Origin of the sequence: Serratia sp. BNK-17 (assembly GCF_048684935.1) — a bacterium.
Taxonomy (GTDB): Bacteria; Pseudomonadota; Gammaproteobacteria; order Enterobacterales; family Enterobacteriaceae; genus Serratia; species Serratia nematodiphila.
In genome coordinates this window covers 4,539,402-4,560,174 of the sequence record NZ_JBLQTR010000001.1, presented here as the reverse complement: position 1 = coordinate 4,560,174, position 20,773 = coordinate 4,539,402, and the positions used below count along the sequence as shown (strand labels likewise).

The 20,773-nt window shown below is 62.2% G+C and carries 21 protein-coding genes; 10 read left to right on the top strand and 11 right to left on the bottom strand.

Going from position 1 to position 20,773, the window contains the following annotated elements; genetic code table 11:
- Positions 1 to 32: 32 nt before the first annotated feature.
- From yddG to ACMGF7_RS21675, 3 genes are all read left to right on the top strand, one after another.
- On the top strand, positions 33 to 926 hold the full coding sequence (yddG, locus tag ACMGF7_RS21685) for an aromatic amino acid DMT transporter YddG (RefSeq protein WP_021505526.1): 894 nt from the start codon (positions 33 to 35) through the stop codon (positions 924 to 926).
- A gap of 73 nt (positions 927 to 999) precedes the next feature.
- Positions 1,000 to 1,272: a hypothetical protein gene (locus tag ACMGF7_RS21680; RefSeq protein WP_004941292.1), complete on the top strand. Its 273-nt coding sequence runs from the start codon at positions 1,000 to 1,002 to the stop codon at positions 1,270 to 1,272.
- A 362-nt stretch (positions 1,273 to 1,634) separates the two neighbouring features.
- Positions 1,635 to 2,516, top strand: a complete 882-nt coding sequence (locus ACMGF7_RS21675; protein ID WP_004941293.1) for a nucleoside-specific channel-forming protein Tsx — start codon at positions 1,635 to 1,637, stop codon at positions 2,514 to 2,516.
- 55 nt (positions 2,517 to 2,571) lie between these two features.
- On the opposite strand, the gene ACMGF7_RS21670 is transcribed toward ACMGF7_RS21675, so the two are convergent.
- A complete protein-coding gene (locus tag ACMGF7_RS21670) occupies positions 2,572 to 2,751 on the bottom strand; it encodes a hypothetical protein (protein WP_031300509.1) in 180 nt (59 codons plus the stop codon).
- Positions 2,752 to 3,193: 442 nt separating this feature from the next.
- Between ACMGF7_RS21670 and ACMGF7_RS21665 the strand changes: the two genes are divergently transcribed.
- Complete coding sequence (locus ACMGF7_RS21665) at positions 3,194 to 3,715, top strand: anti-virulence regulator CigR family protein (RefSeq protein WP_420286640.1); 522 nt, start codon at positions 3,194 to 3,196, stop codon at positions 3,713 to 3,715.
- 114 nt (positions 3,716 to 3,829) lie between these two features.
- Positions 3,830 to 4,360, top strand: coding sequence for a chorismate mutase (locus ACMGF7_RS21660; protein ID WP_197763784.1), 531 nt, complete (start codon positions 3,830 to 3,832; stop codon positions 4,358 to 4,360).
- A gap of 3 nt (positions 4,361 to 4,363) precedes the next feature.
- On the opposite strand, the gene ACMGF7_RS21655 is transcribed toward ACMGF7_RS21660, so the two are convergent.
- The 4 genes from ACMGF7_RS21655 to hutC all read right to left on the bottom strand — a co-directional run bounded on the left by ACMGF7_RS21655 (position 4,364) and on the right by hutC (position 9,073).
- On the bottom strand, positions 4,364 to 5,899 hold the full coding sequence (locus tag ACMGF7_RS21655; protein WP_197763783.1) for a serine hydrolase domain-containing protein: 1,536 nt from the start codon (positions 5,897 to 5,899) through the stop codon (positions 4,364 to 4,366).
- Positions 5,900 to 6,136: 237 nt separating this feature from the next.
- On the bottom strand, positions 6,137 to 6,940 hold the full coding sequence (hutG, locus tag ACMGF7_RS21650) for an N-formylglutamate deformylase (protein WP_004941302.1): 804 nt from the start codon (positions 6,938 to 6,940) through the stop codon (positions 6,137 to 6,139).
- Positions 6,937 to 8,160, bottom strand: coding sequence for an imidazolonepropionase (hutI, locus tag ACMGF7_RS21645; RefSeq protein ID WP_048323079.1), 1,224 nt, complete (start codon positions 8,158 to 8,160; stop codon positions 6,937 to 6,939). Before hutI ends, hutG begins: the two co-directional genes overlap by 4 nt.
- Before the next feature lie 157 nt (positions 8,161 to 8,317).
- Positions 8,318 to 9,073, bottom strand: coding sequence for a histidine utilization repressor (hutC, locus tag ACMGF7_RS21640; RefSeq protein WP_015377644.1), 756 nt, complete (start codon positions 9,071 to 9,073; stop codon positions 8,318 to 8,320).
- Positions 9,074 to 9,253: 180 nt separating this feature from the next.
- Between hutC and ACMGF7_RS21635 the strand changes: the two genes are divergently transcribed.
- The 3 genes from ACMGF7_RS21635 to ACMGF7_RS21625 all read left to right on the top strand — a co-directional run bounded on the left by ACMGF7_RS21635 (position 9,254) and on the right by ACMGF7_RS21625 (position 12,258).
- Complete coding sequence (locus ACMGF7_RS21635; RefSeq protein ID WP_004941307.1) at positions 9,254 to 10,624, top strand: formimidoylglutamate deiminase; 1,371 nt, start codon at positions 9,254 to 9,256, stop codon at positions 10,622 to 10,624.
- On the top strand, positions 10,624 to 11,187 hold the full coding sequence (locus ACMGF7_RS21630) for a HutD family protein (protein ID WP_049239799.1): 564 nt from the start codon (positions 10,624 to 10,626) through the stop codon (positions 11,185 to 11,187). Before ACMGF7_RS21635 ends, ACMGF7_RS21630 begins: the two co-directional genes overlap by 1 nt.
- 69 nt (positions 11,188 to 11,256) lie before the next feature.
- Complete coding sequence (locus ACMGF7_RS21625) at positions 11,257 to 12,258, top strand: LacI family DNA-binding transcriptional regulator (protein WP_049239800.1); 1,002 nt, start codon at positions 11,257 to 11,259, stop codon at positions 12,256 to 12,258.
- Positions 12,259 to 12,299: 41 nt separating this feature from the next.
- Here the strand turns inward: ACMGF7_RS21625 and ACMGF7_RS21620 are convergent, their stop codons facing one another.
- The 3 genes from ACMGF7_RS21620 to ACMGF7_RS21610 all read right to left on the bottom strand — a co-directional run bounded on the left by ACMGF7_RS21620 (position 12,300) and on the right by ACMGF7_RS21610 (position 16,101).
- Entirely contained in the window at positions 12,300 to 13,742 is a 1,443-nt protein-coding gene (locus ACMGF7_RS21620; protein ID WP_049239801.1) for a glycoside hydrolase family 32 protein, read from the bottom strand.
- A complete protein-coding gene (locus ACMGF7_RS21615) occupies positions 13,739 to 14,998 on the bottom strand; it encodes an MFS transporter (protein ID WP_049239802.1) in 1,260 nt (419 codons plus the stop codon). The genes ACMGF7_RS21620 and ACMGF7_RS21615 overlap by 4 nt, the downstream gene beginning before the upstream one ends.
- Before the next feature lie 161 nt (positions 14,999 to 15,159).
- A complete protein-coding gene (locus tag ACMGF7_RS21610; RefSeq protein WP_033645932.1) occupies positions 15,160 to 16,101 on the bottom strand; it encodes a LysR family transcriptional regulator in 942 nt (313 codons plus the stop codon).
- Positions 16,102 to 16,208: 107 nt separating this feature from the next.
- Here ACMGF7_RS21610 and ACMGF7_RS21605 point away from each other — a divergent pair, with 107 nt between their 5' ends.
- The gene (locus tag ACMGF7_RS21605; protein WP_049239803.1) at positions 16,209 to 17,420 is read left to right on the top strand and encodes an MFS transporter; all 1,212 of its coding nucleotides are present in this window, start codon (positions 16,209 to 16,211) and stop codon (positions 17,418 to 17,420) included.
- 28 nt (positions 17,421 to 17,448) lie between these two features.
- Here ACMGF7_RS21605 and ACMGF7_RS21600 read toward each other — a convergent pair whose 3' ends face one another.
- From ACMGF7_RS21600 to ACMGF7_RS21590, 3 genes are all read right to left on the bottom strand, one after another.
- Complete coding sequence (locus tag ACMGF7_RS21600) at positions 17,449 to 18,753, bottom strand: MFS transporter (protein WP_049186031.1); 1,305 nt, start codon at positions 18,751 to 18,753, stop codon at positions 17,449 to 17,451.
- 90 nt (positions 18,754 to 18,843) lie between these two features.
- Complete coding sequence (locus ACMGF7_RS21595; protein ID WP_049239804.1) at positions 18,844 to 19,230, bottom strand: GFA family protein; 387 nt, start codon at positions 19,228 to 19,230, stop codon at positions 18,844 to 18,846.
- A gap of 83 nt (positions 19,231 to 19,313) precedes the next feature.
- Entirely contained in the window at positions 19,314 to 20,012 is a 699-nt protein-coding gene (locus ACMGF7_RS21590) for a DAPG hydrolase family protein (RefSeq protein ID WP_273874740.1), read from the bottom strand.
- A 93-nt stretch (positions 20,013 to 20,105) separates the two neighbouring features.
- On the opposite strand from ACMGF7_RS21590, the gene ACMGF7_RS21585 reads away from it, so the two are divergent.
- Positions 20,106 to 20,771 (top strand): TetR/AcrR family transcriptional regulator, encoded by a 666-nt coding sequence (locus ACMGF7_RS21585; RefSeq protein WP_273874741.1) that lies wholly within the window; start codon positions 20,106 to 20,108, stop codon positions 20,769 to 20,771.
- Positions 20,772 to 20,773 lie beyond the last annotated feature (2 nt).

Below are 20,773 nucleotides of genomic sequence, written 5' to 3'. Positions count from 1 at the left end.
ACTGATAAAAAATAACCTATTGGACCTGCCTTATGCCCGCTTTGCCCTTGCGTACCCGCGCCACGTTGCTCGGTTTGTTGGCCATCGTGCTGTGGAGCAGCGTCGTCGGCCTGATCCGCAGCGTCAGCGAAGGGCTGGGGCCGATCGGCGGCGCGGCGATGATCTACAGCGTCAGCGCGGTGTTTTTGCTGGTGGCGCTCGGCGTGCCGAAATGGCGCAGCTTTCCGCGGCCTTATCTCATCGTCGGCAGCCTGCTGTTCGTCAGTTACGAGATCTGCCTGTCGCTGTCGCTCGGCTACGCCAACACCCGCCTGCAGGCGATAGAAGTGGGCATGATCAACTACCTGTGGCCCTGTTTCACCGTGCTGATGGCGTTGGTGCTTAACGGCCAAAGAGCGAAATGGTGGCTGCTGCCGGGGCTGCTGCTGTCGCTGTTCGGCATCGGTTGGATCATGAGCGGCGAGGGCGGCTGGTCGCCGGCGCAGATGCTGGCCAACGTGCGCAGCAACCCGCTCAGCTACGCGCTGGCCTTCAGCGGTGCGGTGATCTGGGCGCTGTATTGCAACCTGACCAAGAAGATCGCCCAGGGCAGCAACGGCGTGGTGCTGTTCATCGTGCTGACCGCGCTGGCGCTGTGGCTGAAGTATGCCTTCAGCGCGGAAAGCGGCATGCAGTTCAGCCTCGGCGTGACCGTAACGCTGCTGTGCGCCGGGGTGGCGATGGGGGCGGGGTATGCCGCCTGGAACGTCGGCATCTTGCACGGCAACATGACGCTGCTGGCCACCGTCTCCTATTTTACCCCGGTGCTGTCGGCGGTGTTCGCCGCGTTGGTGTTGCACACCTCGCTGACCGTCAATTTCTGGCAGGGCGTGGCGATGGTCACTCTCGGTTCGCTGATCTGTTGGCGGGCAACTCGCGGAAATTAACGGAAATTATCCGCTGTCGTCGCAATGTTGAACTAGAATTTAACTAGCCATGTTGCCTGAAGGAACGACGACGATGAGAAGCGACATTCAATTTATTCAACAGCCTGAAATCGACGTGCATCACTATGAGCGCGGCGATACCGTTCGCCTGACCACGGCGAATTTGCGACATGAATATCAGCTCGACGTTTATATTTTGCGTCGCGACGACAAGTTGATTTACGGCTCGGTCGTCGCGGCGGCGCCCAAGACCGATATTCCGGTCGCCAGTTGGGAGGTGAAAAACGGCGAAGAGGTGGCGTTCCGCCAGGAAAACATCGCCAAAGCGGTGCCGGCGGTGAACTGATTTCATGCTCCGCACTTTCTCCTGATTCTGATGAAGGCCGACGCTGGCGCGTCGGCTTTTTCTTTTCCAGGGCGTGATCACGCCCTGATGTCATTTGGCTCAAAAACTGCGCTAAAAAACGCGGTGCATGACAAAAATCACAGCGAATGTGAATTTGCATGAAACATAATTTGACAAATGTGAACGCAATCGATTACCTATTCGCGAAATGCGTAACTGGATCACAGATTCTTACAGTCAGTGGTTTCTATAATGCGCGCGTCATCCGAGTTTCTGTGTGAAGACAACGCCAGGTGTCGGCAGACTCATTGTCATCTTTTCTAAACGGGCAGGAAATGGCCCTTTAAGCATGTGGTAATAAAATGAAAAAAATAGCTCTCGCAGCAGGTGTACTGCTCGCAGCGTCTTACAGTGCATCATCAATGGCTGATAGCAAAGACAGTCAATATGTCTCCGACTGGTGGCACCAGAGCGTCAACGTGGTGGGCAGCTACCACACCCGCTTCGGGCCGCAGCTGAATAACGACGTGTATCTCGAATACGAAGCCTTCGCCAAGAAAGACTGGTTCGATTTCTACGGTTACGTTGACGTGCCGAAATTCTTCGGCGTAGGCAATACCCCGGATCGCGGCATCTGGGACAAAGGCTCCCCACTGTTTATGGAGATTGAACCACGTTTCTCCATCGACAAACTGACCGGCACCGATCTGAGCTTCGGTCCGTTCAAAGAGTGGTACTTCGCCAACAACTACATCTATGATCTGGGCCACAACGCCGACGGCCGTCAAAACACCTGGTACATGGGTCTGGGCACCGATATCGACACCGGTCTGCCGATGAGCCTGTCGATGAACATCTATGCCAAATACCAGTGGGAAAACTACCAGGCCGCCAACGAGAACAGCTGGGACGGTTACCGCTTCAAGGTGAAATACTTCGTGCCGCTGACCCAGGTGTGGGGCGGCAACCTGAGCTACATCGGCTTCACCAACTTCGACTTCGGCTCCGATCTGGGCAAGGACAGCCATTGGGTTGACGGCACCGGCAAACAGGTGCGCACCAGCAACTCTATCGCCTCCAGCCATATTTTGGCGCTGAACTACGATCACTGGCACTATTCTTTCGTGGCGCGTTATTTCCATAACGGCGGTCAGTGGCAGGATGGCGCGGATATCGGCACCCCGCAGGGCCCGATCAAGTCTACCGGTTGGGGTTATTACCTCGTGGTCGGCTATAACTTCTGATTTTCCGTGCTATCAGAAACAGAAAACCCCGCCTGGCGGGGTTTTTTTTTCGTCATCACTGGGCTTGTTCAACCGGGAGATGCTTCACCGGCATAAACAGTCTGCCTTTGATCACGTGACATTCATTATTTATCCAACTAATGATTTGTTCACGGCTGACGCCTTCCGACTGCGCGTACTGATGAAGATCGCCGTTAAAGTGCCGAGTGATGTATTCCATGAGGGTCATTTGCACGTCTTTTGCTCCTGAACGCCCACCCGTTGCCAGCCTGGCCACCGCGGGAGGTTGAGGTTTCTCAGACAGCGAATGTAAATTATCGGCAACGAAATCTCAACATAAAGCACCAGATTGGGGCGACAGCGGCGGGAAAAAGAATCCCGCACGGAGAGGCGGGAAATGTTCGCTATTATCATTATGGATGATAAGAATAAGATTTGAGGTGCGACGAAAAAGAGCACGCTAACTCTTTTTTGTTACCTTCCCACGCTAGCGCAAGGCTTATTTTTCTTCAAGAAAAATCTGAGACAAGCATCGGCATTTTCGAGGCATTTTGCGTTAAAACAAGAGAGTGGCGCGAATGCCGTAAAACCGCACTGTCATCTCGGAGTTTTCCTTATACTTTGTCTGGAAAAGGCCAGCTATAGTCAACAGAGTCACCCATGCAGGAATACACAACATGAACAAACGTCGTACGACTCTCACGGTGTTGGCGCTGATTGCATCGCTGGGGTTGTCATCCGCCCCGGCCTTGGCCGACAAAGGCGGCAATGGTAACGGCAACGGAAACGGCCATGGCAACAGCGGCAATCACGGCAATAACGGTAACCATGGCAACAACGGTAACAACGGTAACAACGGTAACAACGGCAATCACGGCAACAAAGGCAATAAAGATAAAGGCGGCTATAGGAACGACGATAATCTGGTATCAGTCAGCCTCTCGCGCGACCGCGCCCGTTCGCTGGCGCACAACTATGGCCTGACCGGCTACAGCTCGCTGCCACCGGGCATCGCCAAAAATCTGGCGCGCGGTAAACCGCTGCCGCCGGGCATCGCCAAAAAAGTGGTGCCTTACTCGATGCTGCGTGAGTTGCCGCAGTACCCGGGTTATGAGTGGCGTATCGCCGGCGACGATCTGGTGCTGGTCGCACTCAGCACCGCGATTGTGGCCTCCGTGATCAATGGCGTTTTCGACTAACGTTTGTCGAGCGTTATCGGGCCTCGCTGCGGCGGGGCCTTTTTATTTGCCAGCGCGGGGCGGACGTGGTGAACTTTGGGCCTTACGTTTTCACTGCATCATAAGGGAGGCGCCATGTTCAGGGCGTTATTGATAGCGTGTTGCCTGACCAGTTTTCCGGCGTTGGCGGGCGGCGGCGCCGCCATCGGCGAGCTGGTGAACCAACGGCTGTCGTTGATGAAAGACGTGGCCGGTTACAAGGCGCAGCAGCATTTGCCGATCGAAGATCTGGCGCAGGAGGCGAAGGTGTTGGCCCGCGCGCAGGCGGAGGCGGGGCGTTTGGGGCTGGAGCCGGCGTCGGTACGGCCTTTTATCGCCGCGCAGATGGACGCCGCCAAGGCGATTCAGTACCGCTATCGCGCCGACTGGTTGGCGAACCCGGGATCCGGCTGGGAGCCGCGCCCGTTGGCGCAGGTGCGCCCGCAGATCGCGCAACTGAGCAGCCAGATATTGCAACGGTTGGCGGAGCGGCTGCGTGCCGGCCCGCTCGGCGAGGCGGATCGGGCGGCGTTTATGGCGTCGGTGGATCAGGTGAATCTCAGCGACGCCGACAAACGGCGGCTGGCGGATGCGCTGCTGGCGGTCAAAACCGGCAGCGCACGCTGAGCGTCAGTCGCGGCCGACGGTGCTGCGGCGGAAGGTCAGCATCCGGCTGCGGTTGGCGATGAGATCCACGTTGTAACCGCGGAAATAGAGGCAAAAGCGTTTTAACCACGGGCCGTCCTGGCACTCCACCAGCATGCGGCCCTGGCCGAGCGGGCTGAGCGTGCCGGTCTGCGCCGCCGGGCCGACGCCGATATGCACCCGATTGCCGCGAATTTCAAAGGCGGTGCGATAGTGCGGGTGATACCACAGCCCCTGCACATGCTTCAGGCAGTCGCCGTTGGCCGTGACCGGCAGGAAACGGCGCGCCACATGCCCGACTTCGCCCTCGATCGCTTCACCGGTCCATTTCAATTTGATCGGCATATGGGCGGACAGCGACACCGCGTACCCATCCTCGCCCTGATACAGCGGCTCACCGCTGCCCAGATAGGCCAGATTGCCGTCTTTGACCTCCAGCCAGTGCGGCTCGGCCAGGGTGGCATAGAGGCCATCGGGGATCGCCGCGCTGCGCTGCGGCAACGGTTCGCCCAGCAGCGTCGCCATCACCTGCAGGGCCATGCCGAAGCTGTCGCAGTCTTCGCGGTTGGCCACCAGCGCGACGCCGGCCTGACGGTCGGGCGCCAGCAGGAAATAGGTTTTGTAACCGGCGTGGGAACCGCCGTGGCCGAGCAAGCGGCGGCGGCCCAGCGGGGTTTGCGCCAGACCCAGGCCATAGGCGCTGAGTTGGCCCTGATTAAGGCGGCGCGGTGCGCCGAGTTGCGCCAGCACGCCCTGGCCGGGGCCCTCGTCGGCCAGCAGCGTCTGCAACCAGCGGGTGAGGGCGTTGAGGCTGCCGGTCAGGCTGCCGGAGGCGGAAAGGTGCAGGCCGGCGCTGGCGTGTTGCCAGCCCTGCGGCGCACGCCAGTAACCCGGCACCAACCCCGGCACCACGTCGAACCAGCTTTCCGGCGCCCGCATCTGCACCTGCAGCGGCCGGGCGATGTGCTGTTGCACCAGTTGGTCGAAATCATACCCTTTGCTGCGCAGCGCGGCCTCCAGCAGCCGATAGCCGGTATTGCTGTAGGCGATCTCGCTGCCGGCTTCGTAGTTCAATTTCTCCAGACCCTCGACAAACTGCATCACCGGCTGCGCCTCGCTGACGGCGTGCAGCGAGATGCCCAGCAGGCCGAGCGTCTCGCGCACGTCGGGCAGGCCGCCGGTCATGTCCAGCGCCTGGCCGACGGTAACGTCCGCCAACGCGGGCTGTAGGGCGGGGAGCAGTTCACCCAGGCGTTGCTCCAGCCGAATGGCGCGCTCGGTGGCGTTCAGCGCCAGCGCGGCGAAGATATGCTTGGTCACTGAGGCATAACGCACCACGCTGTCGGCGGTGAAGGGGGTGTTCTGCGCCAGATCGGCCAGGCCGGCGCAGGCGGTGGCGCGGCGTTGTTGGGCGTCAAACAGGGTGATGGCGCCGCCGGGTTCGCCATGCCGTTGCCAGCCGGCCAGCAGTTGTTCGGCCAAAGCGCCGGCAGCGCGCCAGTTTAACGGTGTTACAGACATAGGGCCTCCAGAGAGTATTCGAAATGGGCCTGCTCGGCCACACGCCGCCCGGCGCTGAGCGCGGGCTTTTGGGCTGATTGTGGCGCAGTGCGTTTTTCGTCGGCCGCCGTTTTGTGCGCTGTTTGGACCAGCTAGCGGGGAATCACGCGAAACTTTGATATAGCGCGCAGATTGCTGCTGGCGTTGCGGTTAGAGGCAGGAGAAAAACAGGCGCCCGGCGGCGCCTGTAAAGGGGGATCAATTCAGTCTGGCGGCACCGTCCAACAGGCTTTCAATCATCTGCTTGAGCAGGCGCTGCAGCGAGGCGGCGCGCTGGGGCTCGAACGCAAAAGGATACTGTTCGGACATGTAGTTGACCTGCGCCAGTTCGAGCTGGATCGCATGCTGTTGCTGCTGCGGTTGACCATAGGCGCGGGTGATATAACCGCCCTTGAAGCGGCCATTCAGCACGTGGGTGTACTGCTGTTGCTGCTCGCAGCAGGCGACCAGCCGATCGCTCAGCGCCTGGGCGCAGCTTTCACCGCCGTTGGTGCCGAGATTGAGATCCGGCAGCTGGCCGTCGAACAGCCGCGGGATCACCGAGGCGATCGAGTGCGCGTCGAACAGCAGCGCATAGCCGTGGCGCGCTTTGAGGCGCGCCAGTTCGTTCTGCAGCTGCTGATGATAAGGTTGCCAAATTTGCTGCAGGTAGAGGGCGCGTTCTTCGTCCGTCGGCGCTTTGCCCGGCAGGAAGCTTGGGCGGCCGTCGAACAGCACGTCGGGATACAGGCCGGTGGTGGCGGTGGTGTACAGCGGCTTGTCGTCCGCCGGGCGGTTCAAATCGATGACGAAGCGCGAATAGTTGCCGACCAGTACGCTGGCGCCCATCGCCCGGGCGAAGTCGTACAGCTGCGGAATGTGCCAGTCGGTATCGGGCAGCGGGCGAGCGTCGTCGGTCAGCCCGGCTTCGACCGCCGGCGTCAGTTGTGTGCCGGCGTGCGGGATGCTGATCAGCAGCGGCAGGCTGCCGGTCTGGAAGCTAAAAGGATCGCGAATGGTCATTGACGTACTTCTCCTCGGAAAATCACCGTACAGGGCAGCTGGCCGCCCAACCAATAAGCCAGTTCCGCCGGCCGCGACAGCGGCCAGTGAACGAAGTCCGCCACCTTGCCGGTTTCCAGCGTGCCGTGGCTGTGTTGCAGCCCCAGCGCTTTGGCGGCGTGGGTGGTGACGCCCGCGAGCGCTTCTTCCGGCGTCAGGCGGAACAGCGTGCAGGCCATGTTGATCATCAGGCGCAGCGACAGTGCCGGCGACGTGCCGGGGTTGGCGTCGCTGGCGATCGCCATCGCCACGTGGTGTTTGCGGAACAGCGCTACCGGCGGGCATTGGGTTTCACGCAGCAGGTAGTAAGCGCCCGGCAGCAGCACCGCCACGGTGCCGGCGTCGCCCATGGCGCGGGCGTCTTGCTCGGTAGCGTATTCGAGATGGTCGGCGGAGAGCGCGTGATGGCGCGCCGCCAGCGTGCTGCCGCCGAGGGCGGAGAGCTGTTCGGCGTGCAGTTTGACCGGCAGACCGGCGGCTTCGGCGGCGGCGAAGACGCGCTCCACCTGCGCCGGTGAGAACGCCAGATGCTCGCAGAAGGCGTCGACCGCATCCGCCAGACCGGCGGCCGCCGCCTGCGGGATGATGGTGTCGCAGACCAGATTGATGTAGTCGTCGGCGCGGTTGGCGTATTCCGGCGGCAGCGCATGGGCCGCCAGACAGGTGGTTTTCACCTCGACCGGCAGCAGCTCGCCCAACTTGCGCGCCACCCGCAGCATTTTCAGTTCGCTCTCCGGGCTGAGGCCATAGCCGGATTTGATCTCCACGCAGGTGACGCCTTCCGCCAGCAGCGGCCGCAGGCGGAACAGCGCCTGCTCCAGCAGCAACGCTTCGTCGGCCTCGCGGGTGGCTTTCACGGTGGAGATGATGCCGCCACCTTGCGCGGCGATGTCGGCGTAGCTCACGCCGTTCAGCCGCTGTTCGAACTCGCCGCTGCGGTTGCCGCCGAACACCAGGTGCGTGTGGCAGTCAACAAAGCCGGGGGTGATGATGCCGCCGTCGAACTTCACCGTTTCGTCCGCGATAAGATCGGGCGGCAGCGCCGCATGTTCGCCAATCCAGACAATCTTGCCGTCGCGTACGGCGATCGCGCCGTCGGTCAGGGTGTGATATTTGCCGTCGCGCATGGTGACGATATCGGCGCCGTGCCACAGGCTGTCACAGTGGATCTCAGACGTCATTGCTTTCCTCCGCCGGAGCCGCAGCTCCCACATGGTTGTATATACAATTAAAAACAACCTAACGCATTCACCGGGATGTCACAAGAGGCGGGCGAGATTTTGTTATCAGGATGTGATCGACAGCGGAGATGCGGGCGCAGGGCGCGCCCGCCGGGGTTCAGACTTCGCTGGTGAAGCGGCCGAACAGCTGATAGCGGCTGCCGGGGTACAGCAACCGCGCCGAGGTCACCACGGTTTTGCCGGACCAGGTGCGGCGATGGATCAGCAGGCCGGGTTCGTGATCCTCCAGCTGCAGCAGCTCGCGCTCCCGCCGGGTGGGGATCACCGCTTCGACGATGTGTTCGCCGGCGGTCAGCGGCGCGGCCTGCGTCAGGTAGGTGTAAGGGGTGACGCGGTCGAAATCCTGCTTCAGGTAATCCGGCGCCACCAGCGGGTTGACGCAGCGGTCTTCCACCTGCACCGGCACGTCGTTTTCGTAATGCACGATCTGGGAGTAGAACAGCCGTTGGCCGGGCTGAATGCCCAGCGCCGTCGCTTCTTCCTCGCTGGCCGGGCGGGCCTTCAGCTCGAGGATTTTACTGCTGTGGCGATGACCGCGCGCGGCGATCTCATCGGCGATGTTGTGCACTTCCAGCAGTGCGGTATGCGCCTTGGCTTCGGCGACGAAGGTGCCGACGCCCTGCATGCGGATCAAAAAACCTTCGCTGGTCAGCTCGCGCAGCGCGCGGTTGATGGTCATGCGGCTGACGCCCAGTTCCGCCACCAGTTCACTTTCGGAGGGCACGCGCTGGTGCGGTTGCCAATGCCCCGCACGGATTTGATTCACGATCGCCTGTTTGACCCGTTGGTAGATCGGGGCGGGGGCATCGCTCATTGCAGCCGCCAGTTGTAACACGGTCTGTTGTTCAGCCACGACGTTAACCTCGTCAAATAAAAAAATAATAACACCAGTTTACTGTTGATGTCGGCGTATGTATATGTATATACAACTAGTGGCCGTCGCGCCAGAAACTTGCCGGCGGCCGCCAAAAATTCCTGAATGCGCGCCATCGCCGCGCCTCATTCACCGTTACATCAACCGTGGAATACTGCCATGCCTGCTTATTTTGCCCCACGCGCTTTGCTCCCTGAGGGCTGGGCGCATAACGTCCGGCTGGACGTCGATGCGCAAGGTTATCTGACTCAAGTTACCGCCGACGCTGAACCGCAAGGCTGCACCCGGCTGCACGGCGACGCGGTGCCGGGCATGCCGAACCTGCACTCCCACGCTTTCCAGCGCGCGATGGCGGGGCTGGCGGAAGTGGCGGGCAACCCGCAGGACAGTTTCTGGACCTGGCGCGATCTGATGTACCGCCTGGTGCAGCGCCTGACGCCGGAGCAGGTGGAGGTGGTCGCCCGTCAACTGTATATCGAAATGCTCAAGGGCGGATACACCCAGGTGGCCGAATTCCACTACCTGCATCACGACGCCGACGGCAAGCCTTACGCCGATCGCGGTGAGATGACCGGCCGGCTCAGCGAGGCGGCGCATCAGGCCGGCATCGGCATGACGATGCTGCCGGTGCTGTACAGCTACGCCGGTTTCGGCGCGCAGCCGGCCCAGCCGGGGCAGAAACGTTTTATCCAGGACACCGAAAGCTATCTGCATCAGCAGCAGGTGATTGCCCGCCAGCTGGCGGATCGCCCGTTGCAGAATCAGGGGCTGTGCTTCCACTCGCTGCGTGCGGTGGAGCTGGGGCAGATGCAGCAGATTTTGGCCGCGTCGGATCGCACCTTGCCGGTGCATATTCATATCGCCGAGCAGCAAAAAGAGGTGAACGATTGCCTGGCGTGGAGCGGGCAGCGCCCGGTGGCCTGGCTGTATGACCATCTGCCGGTGGATCAGCGCTGGTGTCTGGTGCACGCCACCCATCTGGATCGCGACGAGCTGGAAGCGCTGGCGCGCAGCCGCGCGGTGGCCGGCCTGTGTCTGACCACCGAAGCCAACCTCGGCGACGGTATTTTCCCCGGCGACGCGTACCTGCAGCAGCAGGGGCGCTGGGGCATCGGTTCCGACAGCCACGTTTCGCTCAACGTGGTGGAAGAGCTGCGCTGGTTTGAATACGGCCAGCGGCTGCGCGATCAGCGTCGCAATCGCCTGACGACGCCGGAACAGTCGGCGGTGGGCGATGTGCTGTACTCGCAGGCGCTGCAGGGCGGCGCGCAGGCATGCGGCGCGCCGATCGGTCGGCTGCAGAGCGGCTATCGCGCCGACTGGCTGGTGCTGGACGGCGACGATCCGTATCTGGCGGCGGCGCCGGACGCCTCGATCCTTAACCGCTGGCTGTTCGCCGGCGGCAAAGAGCAAATTCGCGACGTATTCGTCGGCGGCCGGCAGGTGATCGAGCAGGGACGGCACGCGCTGCAGCAGCAGAGCAGCGCCGAGTTCCTGCAGGTGCTGAAAACCTTTCAGCAGGAGGCGTAATGGGCCTGACCCGTTTTAACTTTGCCGCGCTGCCGGTCAGCCCGTGGCGCAACGGCGGTGGGGAAACCCGCGAAATCGTCAGCTGGCCGCCGGGTGCGCAGGATTTTGACTGGCGCGCCAGCATCGCCACCATCGCGCAGAACGGGCCGTTTTCCGCTTTTGCGGGCATCGATCGTTCGATCACCCTGCTGGAAGGCGACGGCGTGCGGCTGTTCAGCGCTGGGCATATCGACCATCAGTTGGCGCGCGTCGGGGAGCCGTTCGCGTTTTCCGGCGACGTGGCGCTGGAAGCGACGCTGCTGGGCGGCGCCAGTCAGGATTTCAACATCATGACGCGCCGCGGCCGGCAGGCGGCCGAGGTGCGGCGCAGCACGGCGCCCGTCATCCTGCTACCCAACCGGGCGGGCGTGCTGTATGTGCTGAGCGGGGTCTGGTCGCTGCCGGGGGGCGGCGAGCTGCGGGCGCGCGAAGGCGTCTGGTGGGCGGCGCAGGCGGTGAGCGGCGAGGTGAAGCCGCTGACGGCCGACGGCGCTATTCTGTGGGCGGACATCACAGCCTGCTAACGCGGAGTAGAGTCCTGCGCCTGGTTATGGGATTATTCACTTTTCCTCATTAATCATAAAGAAGGGCGCATGGCTTCGCTGAAAGACGTCGCAAAACTTGCCGGAGTCTCGTTGATGACGGTGTCCCGCGCCATCAATGAGCCCGGCAAGCTGCGGCCGGAAACCTATCGGCGTGTCAAACAGGCTATCGACCAATTGGACTATGTGCCGGATCTGTCGGCGCGGCGTATTCGTGGTGACGGAAATCGCGTACAGACGCTCGGCGTGCTGGCGCTGGACACCGCCACGACGCCGTTCTCGGTGGACATGATCCTGTCGATTGAAAAAACCGCGCGCGAGCACGGCTGGAACAGCTTCGTCGTCAATCTGTTTGCCGACGACAACGCCGAACAGACCGTCGATCTGCTGCTGGCGCATCGCCCGGACGGCGTGATCTTCACCACCATGGGGCTGCGTCAGGTGGATGTGCCGGCCAAACTGCTGGACAAAAGGCTGGTGCTGGCCAACTGCGTCAGCCCGGCGCATGCGATCGCCAGCTACATTCCTGATGACGAGCAAGGCCAGTATGACGCGATGCGCACGCTGATCGCCAAAGGCTATCGTTCGCCGCTGTGCATACATTTACCGGCGGATACGCTGGCGGCGGGGCTGCGCCGCCGCGGTCTGGAGCGCGCCTGGCGCGATGCAGGGCGCGATGTTGAACAGCTGCGGCAGTATCATCTCGATCTGAGCGGCGGCGATCAAGGCTATCGCGACTGCGTCGCGCTGCTGGCGCGGCATTTCTCTGCCGGCCGGCGCGATTGCGATGTCGTGGTATGCGGGAACGATCGGATAGCCTTTCTGGTTTATCAGGTATTGCTGGCGCAAGGATGGCGGATACCGCAACAGGTGGCGGTGCTGGGCTACGACAACATGGTTGGCATCGGCGAGCTGTTCCTGCCGGCGTTGACGACGGTGCAATTGCCGCACTACGAGCTGGGCCGCCTTGCGGCGCTGCATGTGATCGAGCAGCGGGAACAGCGTGATACGGTGAAAGTGCCTTGCCCGCTGTTGGAGCGTGGTTCGCTGTAACCGCACCGGGTGCGTCGCTGCGCGCCCGGTGCTCATTCCCACTACCCCCAGATGCTAGCCAGCCGCCATCCTGTGATGGGCTCGAACTCTGCCCGTCCGCCCTCGGCAAACAGGCTGAGGCGGCGATCCCCCTCCGTCGGATAAATGCGGCTGGTCAGGCAGGCCAATCCCTGATTAATGAAAATCTCCAGCGATGAACGGTCGATAAAGATCCGCAGCGACAGGATGTCACCCTCCGGCAGCGGCACGCTGCGGCAGGTGTTCAGGGCGGGGTTTTCATGAAAACGTTCCAGTACCAGTCGGTGCGCCTGATTATCGACGAACAGCCGCGCCGCACTCCCAATGGCCAGCCCGTAACGCTCGGCGTCGTTGTCGGCCGGTCGCAATGTCAGAGTGAGTTCCTGCACATCGTTCGCCAGCGGCAAATGCTGATTGGTCAGCGTCTGCGCCAAAAACGAGTGCGATTCTCGGCGCAGCGCCGCCAGTTCACGCGCCGGGTTCATGCGAACGCTGCCGTCGGCGGCCAGCGTCAGCTCACGCGGCAGGGTGAGGGCGCCGGCCCAACGGTGCGCTTTGCTGGGCATCGGTGATTCCCACATATCCATCCAGGCAAACAGCAGCCGACGGCCGTCGGCGGCGGTGAAGGTCTGCGGCGCATAGAAATCGTGGCCGGCATCCAGCTCGCAGAAGGGTTGGGTCACCCTGAAGTCGCTGTCAGGTCGCCAGTGGCCGAGCAGATAGCCGCTCTGGAAGCGATTGCGGTAGCGGTAGCCCTGTGCCGCCAGGCCCTGCGGCGAGAACAGCAGCAGGTGTTGTTCCCCCAGCGGGAAGAAATCCGGGCATTCCCACATATACCCTTGATGCGCCGTTTGCGCGCCGGCCAGCACCCGATCGAAGCGCCAGGCGCGCAGGTCTGCAGAACGGTACAGGCGTACCTGGCCCAGGCCGTTTTCTTTAGCGCCGACCACCAGCCACCATTCGCCGTTCTCGCGCCAGACTTTCGGATCGCGGAAATGCTGAACGCCGTCCGGCGGGGCCAGCACCGGCCCGTGCTTGACGAAGCGTATGCCATCTTCGCTGGTGGCCAGACATTGCACTTCCCGCACCTGGCTGTCGTCGCCGGGCTCGCCCAGCCACACGTGGCCGGTATAAATCAGCGTCAGCACGCCGTTGTTATCCACGGCGCAGCCGGAAAAGCAACCATCTTGGTCATAGGGCGCATCGGGTGCCAGGGCGATGGGCTGGTGCTGCCAGCGGATCAGATCGCGGCTGGTCGCGTGCCCCCAGTGCATGGGCCCCCAGTGTTCGCTGTAGGGGTGATGCTGGAAGAAGGCATGATAGACGCCGTCAATACATATCAGACCGTTGGGATCGTTGATCCAGCCGGCGGGCGGCGCGAGATGGAACTGCGGGTAGTAATCATCTCGGCGCTCTGCGCGCAGGGCCTCGACCGCATGGTCGGCTTGAGCTAAGGCAGTGTTCATTGGACAGACTCACTTGATTTAATGGCGGATGGAAAGGGCGCTGCCGTGGCGGAACGTTCGCCGCGCAGCAGGAAACAGGAAACAAGCGTCGTGGCGGCGACCGCGCAGCCCATCAGCAGATAGGTGTCGGCAAAGCCGATGCGGTCATAACCGTAGCCCGCCAGCGGCGACAGGAAGCTGGCCATCACCTGGGTGGTGAACTGAAACCCCACCAGGTACAGCGTGGAGGAGAGGCGGCTGTCGAAGCGGCTGGCGATGTATTTGAAGATAGCGATCAGCAGGATCGGCAGCTCTACGGCGTGCAGCAGTTTCATGGCGGAGATCATCAAGGCGCCGCTGACCAAGCCGGAGCCGAACATGCGCAGCGCCATCACGCTGCCCGCCAGCAACAGCCCCTGCTTGGCGCCGATGCGGTTCACCAACAGCGGAGCCAGAAACATACCGCCGGCTTCGAGGAAGACCTGCAGCGAGTTGAGAAAACCGTACATCTCGTTGCCCTGTTCGCGTGACGCGAACTGTGAGGCGAAGTAGACCGAAAATTGCTGATCGAAAACGTTGTATACGCTGATGCCGAGCACAAACACCACCAACGCCCAGAATCCCGGCATGCGCAGCAGCGCCAGCGCGTCCTGCAGCCGCAGGTTCTCCGGTTTGCCAAACGCCAGGCCGGCCATGGCGTTCGGCTTCAGCTCGCGCACCTGGCTGAGCAGCACCAGGAATACCACGGCGGCGGCGGAGGCCAGCCAGAAATTGATGTTCGGATCGATATTGAAGATAAAACCGGCCAGAAAGGTGGCGCTGGCCCAGCCGAGCGAGCCCCACATGCGGGCGCGGCCGAATTCGAAACCGCTGATGCGGCTGACGCGCTCGGTATAAGATTCCAGCGCGCCGATGCCGGCGAAGAAGGTGGCGCCGATGAACAACCCGCCGACCAACGCACCCAGAGGCAGGCTGCTCGCCAGCAGCGGGGCGTAAACGTAGATAAAGAACGGGCCGGTCAGCAGCAGCATCACGCCGAGAAACTGCAGCAGGTGCTTGCGCAGCCCAAGTTTGTCCTGAATAAAACCGTACAGCGGCTGTGCGCACAGCGCCACCAGCGAGATAGCGGAGAAGATCAGGCCGGTCTCGGCGCCTTTCAGGCCGATCTTCTGATTCAGCCAGAGTGAGATCAGTGAAAAGCTGGAAGACCAGGTGAAGAAAAAGAAGAACAGCAGGCCGCTGAGCAGCATGTAATATTTTTTCGTTTCGCGGTTCATGGATAAGGTCCCGGTGAGTGAAATCAGCTTTATTGTTAACGTTAACTCGCGAAGGGATGAAGCTGTCCGATATCACACATGCGATGTTAATCACAAAAGTTAACGTTAACATTATTGATTTGTGATGTTTCTCACGCAGAGACGCGGATTAACGAGCGTGGTTACTCATCCTGCGGGGGGACATGAAACGGCGGTGATTGGCTGGCGGCCGCAAAGCGGGCGATCAAGAAATCCAACAGCAGGCGCACGCGCGGCGGCTGATAGGGCGAGCGGCGAAACACGGCGTAGATCCCGGCTTCATGCGGGGTGAAGTCGGGAAGAATGACTTTCAGACGCCCGCTGCGGATATCGTCCGCCGCATCCCAGATGGTTTTACGCGCGATGCCGTGCCCCGCTAAAGCCCACTGGCGCGCCAGTGCGCCGTCATTGGTCTCCCAGGCGCTCTCCAGCGGCACCGTGTGGCTCCAGGCCTGGCCGTCCAGGGAGAAATGGAACGTATTCAGCGGGCCGGCTGCGGTCACCAGTACGATAAAACGATGGCCGGTGAGATCGGCCGGCGTGCGCGGCTCGCCATATTGCGCCAGATACGCCGGAGAGGCGCACAGCACGCGTCGGCTGGCGGCCAGGCGCCGCGCGATGAGCGTTTCTTCGCGCGGCGCGCCGAAACGAATGGCGATATCCAGATCGTCCTGCAGCAGGTTGGATAGGGAGTCCGACAGTGTCAGCGCGATCTGCAGCCGGGGGTGTTCGGCGCAAAATTCTTCAATCCACTGATTGAGAAGGTTGCGCCCGAAATCGGCGGAGGCCGAGAGGCGAAGTTTACCGCACACGCCGCTTTGGCTGGCCTGCAGAGCCGCCTCGCCGTCGGCAATCGCCTGCAACGCGAGGGTGCAGTGTTGCAGATAAATGCGCCCTTCTTCAGTGAGACGCAGGCGGCGAGTGGTGCGATCGAAGAGTTTACTGTGCAGCGCCGCTTCCAGCTTGAACAACCGCGCGCTGGCGGCGGCGGGGGAAAGGCCAAGTTTGCGGCCGGCGGCAGAAAGGCTGCCCGATGCCGCCGCTTCGGCAAATAAACGCATGTCGCCCAGTCTGTCCGTTGCCATTTTTATCAATCTGGATTTGAAAATAATTCAAATGGTAGGCCAATTATCAATCCGTATGCAAGGTGAGACGCTGATGACTCTGCAATTGACCATGGGAGTTGTTGGTAATGAATGTTCACTCTGTTTCCACCGATAGCGATAATGCGCATGGCGCGCTGCCGCCGCTGAAAGCATTGCTGGCGCTGACGATGAGCAGCTTCATCGCGACCGCTAATGAGACTGTGCCGGCCGGCATGCTGCCGCAGATAGCCCGAGGCATGAGCATCAGCGAGGCGTGGGCGGGGCAAATGGTGACGTTGTGCGCGCTGGGCGCCGGGGCGGCGGCGATCCCGCTGACGTTGGCGCTGGGCGGGTGGCCGCGTCGCCGACTGCTGCTGTTGGCGATCGGCATCTTTTTGATCTGCAACGCGGTGACGGCGTTGTCACCCTGTTTTGGCGTGACGCTGGGGGCGCGCTTTTTGGTCGGCATCGCTACCGGGGTGACGTGGAGTCTGCTCGCGGGTTACGCGCGCCGCCTGGCCATCGTCTCACTGCAAGGACGGGCGATGGCGATCGCCATGCTGGGGATCCCGCTGGCGTTGGCCTTGGGCGTACCGATGAGCGCCTGGCTTGGCGAACTGTTGGATTGGCGCTGGATTTTTGCCGTGCTGGCGAGCTTGAGCGCGTTGCTGCTAGTGTGGATCCGGCTGACGCTGCCCGAATTTTACGGTCGCCGAACGCCAGGCAATGCGCGTTTGCGCGAGGTTTTCTGTCTTCCCGGCGTGCGGCCGATCCTTGCCGTATTGGCGTGTTGGATCCTGGCTCATTACACGCTGTATACCTATCTTGCGCCCTATCTTGCCGCGCGCGGCCTGGCGGCCAGGGTGGATTTGGCGCTGTTGGCGTTCGGCATCGCCGCCGTTGCGGGCATTGCGCTGACCGGCTTATGGGTGGATCGCTGGCTGCGTGCGCTGGTGCTGTTCAGCCTGGCGGCCTTCGCGTTGGTGGCGCTGGCGTTTGGCGTGAACGGTTTGCCCGCCGGGGCGGTTTACGTTGGCATGGCGGCATGGGGATTGAGTTTCGGCGGTGCGCCAACGCTGTTGCAGACATCACTGGCGGATGCAGCGGGTGAGCATGCCGATCTCGCCCAGTCGCTGCTGGTCACTTTCTTTAATCTGGCTTTTGCCGTCAGCGGCGCGTTGGGCGGAATTCTGCTGGCAAACGTCGGCGCTAACGCCATACCGTGGATGGCTTTTGTCCTGTTGCTGGTGGGGTGGAGCATTGCCTGGGGCAGTGCAAAGCGCGGCTTCAGCGCCGAACGCCGCGCCGCGGCGCGCTGAGGGGGCGGTGTCGCCCCCTGTAGCGAGATTAACGTTCGTTCAGCGAACGCAGGTGATCGTCACGGCGCAGCGTCATCAGCGCAAACAGGCTGACCACCGACGTGGCGACCACGTAGTAGGCGGGAATATCGATATTGCCGGTCTGTTTGATGAGGCCGGTGATAATCAACCCGGCCGAGCCGGAAAACACCGCATTGGAAAGTGAGTAAGCCAGCCCCAAACCGGTATAACGCACCCGGGTCGGGAACATCTCCGCCAGCATCGCCGGGCCGGGACCGGCCAGTAGGCCGACTACGGCGCCGGCGATCAGCACCGCCAGCCCTTTGACCCACAGTGAACTCTGCGCATCCTGCAACAGGTGCAGCAGCGGAAAGGTGAACAGGATCACCGCCGCCACCGCCGTCAGCATCACCGTTTTTCGTCCCAGCCTGTCGCTGATGATGCCCGCCGGCAGAATGGTCAGGGCGAAACCGACGTTGGCCAGCACCGTCGCCACCAGCGCCTGTTGGAAGGTGGCGTGCAGCGAGGTTTGCAAATAGGAAGGCATCACCACCAGGAAGGTATAACCGGCGGCCGACCAACCCATCATGCGGCCGATGCCGATCAGAATGGTTTTCACCACGCCGCCCAGCTTCGCTTCCGGCGGTGGGGCGGCGTGTTCCGCACGTTGCTGCGCCTGGGTGAACGTGGGCGTTTCCTCGAGCTTGAGCCGCAGCCACAGCGCCACGGCGCCCATCGGCAGCGCCAGCAGGAAGGGAATACGCCAGCCCCAGTCATGCAGCTGCTGTGCGCTGAGCAGCGCGGCCAGCAGCGCCACCAGTCCGGCGCCGGCCAGCAGGCCGAGCGCGACGGTCAGCGATTGCCAGGCGCCGAACAGCCCGCGCTTGCCCTTGGGAGCAAACTCGGTCATCAGCGATACCGCGCCGCCGAATTCGCCGCCGGCGAACAACCCCTGAAACATGCGCAGCAGCGTCAGCAGCAGCGGGGCGGCGACGCCGATCGAAGCGTAGGTCGGCATGACGCCGATCAGCGCGGTGGCCAGCGTCATCAGCAGCAGAACCGCAATCAGCGTCGGCCGGCGGCCGATGCGATCGCCGATGCGGCCGAAGATCACCGCGCCGATCGGTCGGCAGAAAAACGCCAGCGCAAAGGCGGCGTAGGTGAGGATCAGGCTGGTGATTTCATTTTCACCCTGCAGGGTGAAAAAATTGGCGGCGATAACGGTGGCCAGGAACCCGTATACGCCGAACTCATACCATTCGATAAAGTTGCCGACCGAGCCGGCCAGCAACGCCTGACGCGAGCGGCGCGCGTCGAGAGTCTGTTGATTCATCCCCGTTCCCATACTTTTGAATTATTGTTCATCTGTTCTAAATTTATACGACAAAACAATCAATTGATTTCAGCGGGAACTGTGAGGCGCTCAGCGCATGCCCTCGATGCGCCACCATCCGGGGCACACATCGGCGAAAGCGTGCGATACCGGGCTCAGCTCCGGCAGATCGGCGTGGTCGAAGCTGCCGGTGGCCAGCGCCACCGTCGGTTCGTCGTCTACCGCTCCCAGCGTGCTGCCGCAGCGCGGGCAAAAGGCGCGGCTGGAGTAGAGGGAGGAGCGGTACAGCGCGGGCATGCCGCCAGGGCCGTTCCACTCGACGGCCTGACGCGGGAATTCGACCCAACACAGCGTTGGCGCGCCGGAGTGGCGGCGGCAAAAATCGCAGGAACAGCTGTGCGGGTTGCCTGGCAGGCCGTGTGCCTGAAAGCGAATATGCCCGCACAGGCAGCCGCCGCTATAGCGTGGATTTTGCATGATTTCTCCGTCATCAGCGCGGGGGAAACGATGAAAATCACTATAGCCATATCGCGAAAAAATAACAGGCCTCCACAGGGCGATTACCAGAGCAACGGCGCCGGCTCACGGCCATTTTCGGCGTAGTACAGCGACGGCAGGAACTGCGCCAGATAGCTGAACTCGTTGTAGCAGTGGCGCATCAGGTTAAACCCGATGTCGTCCGCCAGTTCGTCGTGGGCGTTGGCGCAGGCTTTACCCAGCAGGAAGCGGCTGCGCAGCACGCATCCATAGGGCGTATCACGTACCAGATGCAGCATCTCGCCGTCACAGGGATCGCCGTTGTCATCCAACGCCACCTGATCGCCGAAGCCGACGCGCGCGCAAACGGCGGCGGAGATTGCCTGCGCGTCGCGCGCCTGGCGCAGCGGCTGCGGCGCGAAGAAGTCCTCGGCGGCGTGAAACTTGAGGCGCGCCGCAACCGGCGGCAGCTCCGCCAGCCATTCGACCGCTTCGATGCTGGCGCCGACGTAGCTTTCCCCTTTTTTCCAGTGGCGATCCCAGCCGCGATGTTCGACGTGATCGTGCGGGTGCCACCAGTTGATGTGCTGGGTGTTCTCGAAGAAGGTGAACCACCAGTCCAGCATGCGCCCTTTACAACCGCGCAGATCGGTTCGAACCGCTACGGTGAGCAGGCCGTCGGCGCTGCGGCTCAGCCCCATTTCCAGCCGCAGCGGCTCGGGCCTGAGCAACTCGTTGATATCGTTGACGCCCCAGGGCGCCAGCAGGGAAGGATGTGTCATAATGGGTTCCTGTTTTATTTTGGAAACGATATTCGTTTCCAAAATAAAGCTATGCCGTTATGCTGAGTCTGTCAACGCTTGTGAGGAACAATTATGGCGAACCTGAATGAAGAACCGCTGCGCGCTCGCGGCCGGCCTGCCACGCCGGAAACGGCGCTGCGCGCCGCGCTGACGCAGGCGACGCTGGCGCTGCTGCTCGACGGCGGATACGCCGCGGCAACGGTGGATGCGGTGGCGAAACGCGCCGGGGTAGCTAAAAAAACCCTGTATCGCTTTGCCGCCAATCGCGACGAACTGGTGGCGCAGGCGGTGAGCGGCTGGACCGAGGCGTTTCAGCCGGCCTTCGCCCAGGATGCCGGGGGGGGTGAGGCGGTGGCGCCGCTGTTGGAAAAAGGGCTGAAGGCGGTGGCGCAGCAGGTATTGAGTGCCGAAGCGGTGGGGATGTTTCGGCTGCTGCAAAGCGATTTCCCGGGGCGTGAGGCGCTGCTGGACAGCTACCAGCGCAACGGCATTCAGCGCGGGCGAGCGACGGTGGCGGATTGGCTGCGGCGCCAGCAGCAATACGGCTGGTTGCTTGCGCGCGACTGGGCGCAAACCAGCGATCTGCTGCTGGCGATGACCATCGCCGAACCGCTGCGCCAGATGACGTTGGGGCTGCTGCCGCCGGGCAGCGCGATCGACGAACGCATCGCGGCGGCGGTGGCGCTGGTGATGCCGGGGTTGCTGCGCGGCGAAAACGCGGATTGCGCCGCATTGTGAGC

Excerpts from the sequence above, each read along its gene's own strand:
- hutG (WP_004941302.1), bottom strand. The coding sequence starts at position 6,940 with ATGACCATTCGCGATCCTTTTAGCTTCCAGACCGGCAGCCTGCCGCTG.
- ACMGF7_RS21590 (WP_273874740.1), bottom strand. The coding sequence starts at position 20,012 with ATGACACATCCTTCCCTGCTGGCGCCCTGGGGCGTCAACGATATCAAC.
- ACMGF7_RS21625 (WP_049239800.1), top strand. The coding sequence starts at position 11,257 with ATGGCTTCGCTGAAAGACGTCGCAAAACTTGCCGGAGTCTCGTTGATG.
- ACMGF7_RS21660 (WP_197763784.1), top strand. The coding sequence starts at position 3,830 with ATGTTCAGGGCGTTATTGATAGCGTGTTGCCTGACCAGTTTTCCGGCG.
- ACMGF7_RS21630 (WP_049239799.1), top strand. The coding sequence starts at position 10,624 with ATGGGCCTGACCCGTTTTAACTTTGCCGCGCTGCCGGTCAGCCCGTGG.
- ACMGF7_RS21595 (WP_049239804.1), bottom strand. The coding sequence starts at position 19,230 with ATGCAAAATCCACGCTATAGCGGCGGCTGCCTGTGCGGGCATATTCGC.
- ACMGF7_RS21605 (WP_049239803.1), top strand. The coding sequence starts at position 16,209 with ATGAATGTTCACTCTGTTTCCACCGATAGCGATAATGCGCATGGCGCG.
- ACMGF7_RS21585 (WP_273874741.1), top strand. The coding sequence starts at position 20,106 with ATGGCGAACCTGAATGAAGAACCGCTGCGCGCTCGCGGCCGGCCTGCC.
- yddG (WP_021505526.1), top strand. The coding sequence starts at position 33 with ATGCCCGCTTTGCCCTTGCGTACCCGCGCCACGTTGCTCGGTTTGTTG.
- ACMGF7_RS21655 (WP_197763783.1), bottom strand. The coding sequence starts at position 5,899 with ATGTCTGTAACACCGTTAAACTGGCGCGCTGCCGGCGCTTTGGCCGAA.
- ACMGF7_RS21620 (WP_049239801.1), bottom strand. The coding sequence starts at position 13,742 with ATGAACACTGCCTTAGCTCAAGCCGACCATGCGGTCGAGGCCCTGCGC.
- hutI (WP_048323079.1), bottom strand. The coding sequence starts at position 8,160 with ATGACGTCTGAGATCCACTGTGACAGCCTGTGGCACGGCGCCGATATC.
- ACMGF7_RS21675 (WP_004941293.1), top strand. The coding sequence starts at position 1,635 with ATGAAAAAAATAGCTCTCGCAGCAGGTGTACTGCTCGCAGCGTCTTAC.
- ACMGF7_RS21635 (WP_004941307.1), top strand. The coding sequence starts at position 9,254 with ATGCCTGCTTATTTTGCCCCACGCGCTTTGCTCCCTGAGGGCTGGGCG.
- ACMGF7_RS21680 (WP_004941292.1), top strand. The coding sequence starts at position 1,000 with ATGAGAAGCGACATTCAATTTATTCAACAGCCTGAAATCGACGTGCAT.
- ACMGF7_RS21665 (WP_420286640.1), top strand. The coding sequence starts at position 3,194 with ATGAACAAACGTCGTACGACTCTCACGGTGTTGGCGCTGATTGCATCG.
- ACMGF7_RS21610 (WP_033645932.1), bottom strand. The coding sequence starts at position 16,101 with ATGGCAACGGACAGACTGGGCGACATGCGTTTATTTGCCGAAGCGGCG.
- ACMGF7_RS21600 (WP_049186031.1), bottom strand. The coding sequence starts at position 18,753 with ATGAATCAACAGACTCTCGACGCGCGCCGCTCGCGTCAGGCGTTGCTG.
- ACMGF7_RS21615 (WP_049239802.1), bottom strand. The coding sequence starts at position 14,998 with ATGAACCGCGAAACGAAAAAATATTACATGCTGCTCAGCGGCCTGCTG.